The sequence below is a fragment of the Collinsella aerofaciens genome, assembly GCF_040920445.1.
Taxonomy (GTDB): Bacteria; Actinomycetota; Coriobacteriia; order Coriobacteriales; family Coriobacteriaceae; genus Collinsella; species Collinsella aerofaciens_BH.
In genome coordinates this window covers 1-7,437 of record NZ_JBCOTQ010000046.1, presented here as the reverse complement: position 1 = coordinate 7,437, position 7,437 = coordinate 1, and the positions used below count along the sequence as shown (strand labels likewise).

General features: G+C 57.9%; 9 protein-coding genes. All 9 read left to right on the top strand.

What is annotated here, in order from left to right; translation table 11 throughout:
• On the top strand, positions 1-591 hold a 591-nt coding region (locus AB5405_RS07710), incomplete at its 5' end, for a beta-galactosidase small subunit (protein ID WP_368138079.1).
• Between the two features lie 3 nt (positions 592-594).
• Positions 595-1,050, top strand: a complete 456-nt coding sequence (locus tag AB5405_RS07705; RefSeq protein ID WP_161145099.1) for a NanQ anomerase/TabA/YiaL family protein — start codon at positions 595-597, stop codon at positions 1,048-1,050.
• 153 nt (positions 1,051-1,203) lie between these two features.
• A complete protein-coding gene (locus AB5405_RS07700) occupies positions 1,204-2,667 on the top strand; it encodes an amino acid permease (protein WP_329738563.1) in 1,464 nt (487 codons plus the stop codon).
• A gap of 420 nt (positions 2,668-3,087) precedes the next feature.
• On the top strand, positions 3,088-3,336 hold the full coding sequence (locus AB5405_RS07695; RefSeq protein WP_022094361.1) for an HPr family phosphocarrier protein: 249 nt from the start codon (positions 3,088-3,090) through the stop codon (positions 3,334-3,336).
• 232 nt (positions 3,337-3,568) lie between these two features.
• Positions 3,569-3,811 carry a FeoA family protein gene (locus AB5405_RS07690; RefSeq protein ID WP_022094360.1) on the top strand — a complete coding sequence of 81 codons (243 nt, stop codon included), beginning with the start codon at positions 3,569-3,571 and terminating at the stop codon, positions 3,809-3,811.
• Between the two features lie 39 nt (positions 3,812-3,850).
• Positions 3,851-4,072 carry a FeoA family protein gene (locus AB5405_RS07685; protein WP_006234774.1) on the top strand — a complete coding sequence of 74 codons (222 nt, stop codon included), beginning with the start codon at positions 3,851-3,853 and terminating at the stop codon, positions 4,070-4,072.
• Positions 4,073-4,194: 122 nt separating this feature from the next.
• Entirely contained in the window at positions 4,195-6,522 is a 2,328-nt protein-coding gene (feoB, locus tag AB5405_RS07680; protein ID WP_368138078.1) for a ferrous iron transporter B, read from the top strand.
• 205 nt (positions 6,523-6,727) lie between these two features.
• Complete coding sequence (locus AB5405_RS07675) at positions 6,728-6,928, top strand: hypothetical protein (RefSeq protein WP_035136858.1); 201 nt, start codon at positions 6,728-6,730, stop codon at positions 6,926-6,928.
• A gap of 144 nt (positions 6,929-7,072) precedes the next feature.
• The coding region (locus AB5405_RS07670; RefSeq protein WP_368138077.1) for a LacI family DNA-binding transcriptional regulator at positions 7,073-7,437 on the top strand (365 nt) is incomplete at its 3' end.

Below are 7,437 nucleotides of genomic sequence, written 5' to 3'. Positions count from 1 at the left end.
GTCTACACCGTGCTTCCGAGCGGTCGCGTCGACCTCAAGGTTTCCGGCGAGCCCTACGGCGACTATTCGGACATTATCCCGCGCATCGGCATCTCCTTTGAGGTCCCCGGTTGCGATCGTGCCGTCGAGTGGTATGGCCACGGCCCGGGCGAGAACTATCCGGACTCGCTGCGCGCCAACCCGGTCGGTCATTACCGCACTACGGTCGACGACATGTTCACGCCGTATGTCATGCCCCAGGATTGTGCCAACCGCGAGGGTACCCGCTGGGTTGCCCTGCGCTCTAGCCACGGTGACGGCGTGCTGGTGACGCGTCCGGCTGACGCTGCCTCCAATCCGTTCTCGTTCTCGGCATGGCCCTATAGCTGCGAGGCCATCGATAACGCCAAGCACGTCTACGACCTTGTCAAGGGCGACACGGTTACGGTCAACATCAACGACCAGCTGCTCGGCCTTGGTTCGAACTCTTGGGGTTCCGAGGTGCTCGATTCCTATCGCACCCGTTTTGAGAGCTTCAGCTTTGAGGTGTCCCTGCGACCGCTGACGTCTGCCGATCTGGCTCAGGCGCTGGCACCCATTAAGGAGGCATAAGTCATGCATATCTTTAACTCGCGTGCCGATTTCGACGCCCAGATGAAGTCCGTCAAGAAGTGGATGCGTACCGGTCAGGCACTCGACGGCGTTTCTGAACTGCAGCACGATGTGGCGTACTCTATCGGCGACTCGCTGGTGTATTGGTGGGTGAACGCCCACGAGGCGGCTACTGCCGATCTGGTCGGTCACCGTCGCTACCATGCCGTGCTCGCCCCGCTCGACGGCAATCTGACCGTTGAGGTGGCTTCCAAGGCCGATCTTACCTGTACGCGCGCCTACAGCGATATCGATGATCGCGAGCGCTTTGAGGGTACGGGGGAGACCGTGACGATTCCCGCCGGCGGCGTTGCCGTCGTCGAAATTGACGAGGCCTACCGTGTCGTGGCCGATGCCGCGGATCCCCGCGTCGTGGTACTGCACGTGACAGTCGAAGGTTATTCCTTCCCCAACAAGTAGTATTCGTCCGCCTGGACGTTTGCTTCGCGCCGTTAAGGGGGATGGCTTTGTTGACTCCCTTTTCCCCATTCCCCTTAGCAGGTGCGCCATCCGTGTTTGCACTTGCAGCTCGGACGGTTTTAGATGACATTTAACAGATGATTGGGAGGGCTTATGAGCTCTGAAAAACGAGGAACGATTGGTTCGTTCGCTCTGCTGGGCATGACGGTCGCCGCCGTGTTCGGTATCAAGAACATCATCAACAACAACGCGGCCATCGGCTTGGCAGCTGCGCCGTCGTTCTTCTTCGCCACGCTTTTGTACTTTGTCCCCTATACCCTGGTTACCGCCGAGTTCGTCGGCCTCAACAAGGACTCCGAGTCTGGCGTGTACGCATGGGTTAAGACCTCGATGGGTGGTCGCTGGGCGTTCCTGACGGCATTTAGCTACTGGTTCGTTAACCTGTTCTTCTTTGCGTCCGTCCTGCCCAACGTCATCATCTACGCGAGCTACGTGTTCTTTGGTGCCAACGCCGAGCTTTCGCAGCTGTGGATCACCATTATCGAGATCGTCGTCTTTGCTATCGCCACGTGGGTTTCGACCAAGGGCGCTAAGTGGATCGGCTCCATTTCCTCCTTCGGTTCGACCGCGGCTCTCGGCCTGACCGCCGTGTTCATCCTGCTGTCCCTGGCTGCTGCCTTTGGCGGCGTTGAGTTCGCTACGGCTCCTACTCCCGCTAACATGGCTCCCGACATGAGCAACTTCGCAACTGCGTGGGGCTTCTTCGGTACGCTTGCCTGGATCATCCAGGGCGTTGGCGGCGCTGAGTCTGTCGGCGTGTTCCTTAACGACCTCAAGGGTGGCGTCAAGGCCTTCGTGCGCACCGTCGTTATCGCCGGCCTGACCATCGGCCTTCTGTATGCAGGCGCTTCGCTGCTGGTCAACCTGTTCATCCCCGAGGGCGGCGTTGCCATCTCCACCGGTATCTTCGACGTATTCGGCGCTGTCTTTGCCCACTTTGGCATTCCCATGGAAGTGTCTACGCGCGCCATCGGCTTGATCCTTCTCGCCGCCACGCTGGGCTCCCTCATGATGTGGACCTCCGCTCCCATCAAGGTCTTCTTCACCGAGATCCCCAAGGGCGTCTTTGGTAGCAAGATCGTCGAGCTCAACGAGCATGGCATTCCTGCCCGCGCTGCTTGGCTGCAGTTCGCCATCGTCGTCCCCATCCTGATCATCCCGGCCCTGGGCTCCGGCAACCTCGACGACCTGCTCATGATCGTCACCAACATGACGGCTGCCACCGCTCTGCTCCCGCCGCTGCTGATTCTGCTTGCCTACTTTATGCTGCGCAAGAACTTCGACGCCGCTCCCCGTGACTTCCGCATGGGCTCGCGCAGCTTTGGCCTGGTCGTTGCCGCATTCCTGCTTGTGGTCTTCTGCTTCGTGCTTATCTGCGGCACCATTCCGCTCGATCAGCCGCTGTGGCTGACGCTGGTCTACAACGTTGGCGGTGTGGTTGTCTTCCTGGGCCTTGCCGTGATGTGGTACAACCGCTATATCAACCGTCTGCGCGAGACCGATCCCGAGGCTGCCGAGAGCGAGCTGCGTCCGTCTGTTCTCGACATGATGGAGTAGAAGCTGGGATTTATTCACAGCTGAGGAACAACTTGATTCCATTTCCTAAGGAGGGGCCCTTCGGGCCCCTCCTTTTGTGTTTTGAGACATGTTTTGGACCCTGTGGTCAAAAAATGCCAAATATGAGTACTGTTGCAAAAGAAGTGCCATATTTTTCGGCCTGCTCTGAGCGAAAATGGGCTCAAAATCGATTTATCTAACTCCCTTTAAAGGGCGTTTGACGGCTTTCAACCTCTTCGAATCGCTCAAATTAGGCAATTTGCTCTCGATTTTGCTGCTACTAAATTGGTGACAGTACTCATATTTGCCACTTTTTGACCACGAGGTGTTCAGAGGAGCTCTCGAGAAGCATCTAACGGTACAATAGCTACCACGTGGCTGGGTTTTGCCGGCCGAATGTGCGATGTCGTGGGAGGGGACATGGTCGAGTTTACAAAGACGATTAAAGATCCGTTGGGATTACATGCCCGCCCGGTTGCGCTGCTCTATGACATCATTGCCAAGCATCGTAGCGACGTGTCAGTCAGCATCGGCGATCGCCACACGGATGGCCGCGATGTCATGGGACTCATGGCTCTCTACGGCGAGTGCGGCGAGGACATCATCTTTCGCGTTTCGGGCGTAGATGAGGCCTCCTGCGTTACGTCGATCAGAAACCTCTCGCTCTAATCTCAACAATGTGACAAAGGGGCAGTCCCCTCTGTTGCATCAATTGGTATGGCAAGGCGCCGCAAAGAGACAGTCTTTGCGGCGCCTTTGTTTCGTATAGGAAACTTTTTCGAAATCTGAATGCGGACCCTTTCCAAAAAGTTAACCACGTGTTAGTTTACTATAGCGAACATAGGCGTGGTTAACTTTTACCGTGTCGATGTTAAGGACGAACTGACGTTAGGAGCCACTCATGTCTTGCGGACCGCAGATGCCGGCCATGCCGCTTTCGATGGTAAAAGCGGGCGAAACCGTGCGCGTGTCCCGTGTAAAGGGCAATGAGGACATGAAACACCACCTCAAGGACCTCGGCTTTGTCGAGGGCAACGAAATCCACGTGGTGAGCTCGAGTGGCGCCAATATTATCGTCACCGTGCTGGGCGCACGCTTTGGTATCGATTCCAAGGTTGCCATGCACATCATGACCGTCGGTTAGTCTGCAGCATTTCATAAAAACCGAAAGGGGGACAAGAGGATGAAGACGTTGGGTGACGTTAAGGTGGGCGAGAGCTCTACCATCGTCAAGCTTCACGGTGAGGGTGCGCTTCGCCGCCACCTTATGGACCTGGGGCTCATCAAGGGCACTTCGTTCAAGGTCGTAAAGGTTGCACCGCTCGGTGATCCGGTCGAGATCAACGTGCGCGGCTACGAGCTTTCCATCCGCAAGGAGGAGGCCGCCGTCGTCGAGGTCCAGTAAGGACTCGCGGCGCATATTTCTGCAGATAAAGTTAGGTATTTCTAACTTAATGCTGCAATTTTAAGCACATTATCCAGCCTGCGCGGAGAAAGCAGCACAGGCACACAAGGAAGAAGGATTGAATGGCGGATTCTCAGATCCATGTCGCGCTGGCGGGTAACCCCAACTGCGGCAAGACCACGCTTTTCAACCTGATCACCGGCGCCAACGGCTACGTTGGCAACTGGCCCGGCGTCACGGTTGAGAAAAAGGAAGCCAAGCTCCTAAGCGACAAGAACGTTACCATCACGGACCTCCCTGGCATCTACTCGCTTTCCCCCTACAGCCCCGAGGAGCAATGCTCGCGCGATTACCTCATGAGCGGCGAGCCCGATGTGGTCGTCCAGGTTGTCGACGCCACCAACCTCGAGCGCAACCTGTACCTGGCGCTTCAGGTTATCGAGACCGGCCTGCCCGTGGTCGTTGCCCTCAACATGGCCGACCTGGTCGAGAAGAACGGCGATAAGATCGACACGGACAAGCTCTCCAAGAAGCTCGGCTGCCCGGTCATGATGATCTCGGCTCTTAAGAACAAGGGCATCAAGGAGCTCTTCGAGCAGGTCAAGAAGTCCGCTGCTTCTAAGGGCCAGGTGCCGGAGCACAAGTTCGATTCCTCCATCGAGGACGTTCTGGACCACATCGAGAACAATCTGCCGGCAAGCGTTCCCGCCAAAAAGCGTCGCTACTACGCCGTCAAGCTGTTCGAGCGTGATGCAGACGCCTGCAAACTCATCAACCTCACCAAGGAGAAGGCCACTCGCGTGGAGGAGCTGGTCGCCCAGTGCGAGCAGGACTGCGACGACGATGCCGAGTCCATCATCACCGGTGAGCGCTATGGCGTCATCGCGCACATCATCGATGAGTGCCTCACCAAGGCCCCGGCCAAGATGAGCACCTCCGAGAAGATCGACCGTGTGGTTACCAACCGTATCCTGGGCCTGCCGATCTTTGTGGTCATCATGTTCTGCGTGTACTACATCGCCGTTTCCACCCTGGGCGGCACGGTGACCGACTTCACCAACGACCAGCTCTTCGGCACCGACGGCTGGTATGTGCTCGGCCAGGGCCGCGACGCCTACGACGCAGCTGTCGAGGCTGCGGGCGACAATGCCGACTCGGTCGACCCGGCACAGTACGGTCCCTATGTCCCGGGTATCACCACCGCGGTGCATAACGCTCTTGTGGCGGGTGGCACCGAGGACGGCGGTCTTGTCGATTCGCTGGTCTGCGACGGTATCGTGGCCGGCATCGGCGCCATCATGGGCTTTGTCCCGCAGATGTTCTTGCTGTTCGTGATGCTGTCCTTCCTGGAGGACTGCGGCTACATGGCCCGTGTCGCCTTCATCATGGACCGCGTGTTCCGCCGCTTTGGCCTGTCCGGTAAGTCCTTTATCCCCATGCTCGTGACCTCGGGCTGCGGCGTTCCCGGCGTCATGGCCACCAAGACCATCGAGAACGAGAAGGACCGCCGCATGACGGTCATGACCACCACGTTTATTCCCTGTGGCGCCAAGCTGCCGATCATCGCCCTGCTCATGGGTTCCATCATCGGCGATTCTTCCACCACCGCCGCGTGGATCAGCCCGCTCTTCTACTTCCTGGGCGTCTTTGCCGTCGTCGCCTCGGGCCTCATGCTCAAAAAGACCAAGCTCTTCGCCGGTCGCCCGACGCCGTTCGTTATGGAGCTTCCTGCCTACCACTTCCCGGCGATCCGCTCTTGGGCGCTGCACGTGTGGGAGCGCTGCTGGGCCTTTATCAAGAAGGCCGGCACGGTCATCTTCGCGTCCACTGTCGTGGTTTGGTTCCTGTCCAACTTTGGTAGCTACAATGGTTCCTTTGGCTACCTGCCCGCGATGGACGGCATCTCCGAGGAGTTCATGGACTACTCCGTGCTTGCCATGCTCGGCAACCTGGTCTCCTGGATCTTCGCCCCGCTTGGTTTTAGCACCTGGCAGGCAACAGCGCTGACTGTCTCTGGCCTTGTCGCCAAGGAGAACGTCGTCGCCACCGCCGGCTCGCTGCTGTCCGTTGCCGACGCGGGCGAGACCGACCCGAGCCTGTGGACCGCGTTTGCCGGCATGTTCCCCACCATGGGCGCTTGCGTCGCCTTTGGCGCGTTCAACCTGCTGTGCGCTCCGTGCTTTGCTGCCATGGGTGCCATCCGCAACCAGATGGATTCCGGCAAGTGGTTCGCGATTGCCATCGGTTACGAGTGCGCCTTTGCTTGGGTGATCGGCCTGTTCATCAACCAGTTCTACAACCTGCTTGTTCTGGGCCAGTTTGGCTTCTGGACGGTTGTGGCTATCGTGCTGCTGGTTGCGATGCTCTTCCAGATCTTCCGTCCCATGCCCAAGCACGCTTGGACCGACGAGGACGAGACCAACACTGCTTCCACTGCAGTTTCCGCCTAAGTCCGAATAAGGATCAACCCCTTTCCACGAGCCCGGGTGTCTCAGTGACACTCGGGCTTTTTGACGCAATGGGGGGACAGATTGCTTTGCTCCAGAAGTAAGATGTGGCGTTTCCGCAGATAAAACCGACCAAAATAAACCTGTCCCTATTTGGTAGGTGGAGAATGGGGTAAAGTAAGTGATGGTTAACTAGAGGAGGCTTGCTATGGCACCTATCGATATTGTTGTACTGGCTGTTATCGGTATTGCGTTTGTCGCCGTGTGCGTGCGCATCTACCGCAAGGGCACCTGCGCCGACTGCGCTCAGGGTGGCGTTTGCACGGGGCATTGCTCCAACAAAAAGACGTGCGCCGCACTTAAGGGCGTGGACAAAATCGCCGAAGACTTGGGCCGCGGTATCAAATAAGGTCCAGACATCCAAGCGCCTCGCGAGCATCCGTTCGCGGGGCGCTTTGCGCATTTGGGCGCGAGCGCGGCGAGTTGAAGAGTATTTTTGGGGTATCGTTAACTGAACTGTAAATTGGCAACTTATCTATAACGGAGTAATCCCATGAGCGCTCGCGTAACCATGAAGGACATAGCCGCCGAGCTTGGCGTTTCCATCAATACCGTGCACAAGGCCCTGACGGGAAAGGCCGGCGTGAGCGAATCCGTGCGCGCCAAGGTGAACACTAAGGCCGAGGCCATGGGCTATCACCGCAACACAAGTGCCTCAAGCCTGCGCCGCAAGGATATCAATCTGGTGTTTTGCCTGCCCCGCGCGTCGCGCGAGGGAGCGTACTTTTTCCGTTACCTGTGGGAAGGCTGCAATCGCTTTGAACAGGAGGTCATCGACCGGGGCATTACGGTTGAGCGCGTTGAATTTGGCGTGGGCGGCTACGCTGATGCACTCGAGCAAATCGACGAGCGTCTGCA

Coding starts and splice junctions, on each gene's coding strand:
- AB5405_RS07705 (WP_161145099.1), top strand. CDS start 595: ATGCATATCTTTAACTCGCGTGCCGATTTCGACGCCCAGATGAAGTCC.
- AB5405_RS07700 (WP_329738563.1), top strand. CDS start 1,204: ATGAGCTCTGAAAAACGAGGAACGATTGGTTCGTTCGCTCTGCTGGGC.
- AB5405_RS07695 (WP_022094361.1), top strand. CDS start 3,088: ATGGTCGAGTTTACAAAGACGATTAAAGATCCGTTGGGATTACATGCC.
- AB5405_RS07690 (WP_022094360.1), top strand. CDS start 3,569: ATGTCTTGCGGACCGCAGATGCCGGCCATGCCGCTTTCGATGGTAAAA.
- AB5405_RS07685 (WP_006234774.1), top strand. CDS start 3,851: ATGAAGACGTTGGGTGACGTTAAGGTGGGCGAGAGCTCTACCATCGTC.
- feoB (WP_368138078.1), top strand. CDS start 4,195: ATGGCGGATTCTCAGATCCATGTCGCGCTGGCGGGTAACCCCAACTGC.
- AB5405_RS07675 (WP_035136858.1), top strand. CDS start 6,728: ATGGCACCTATCGATATTGTTGTACTGGCTGTTATCGGTATTGCGTTT.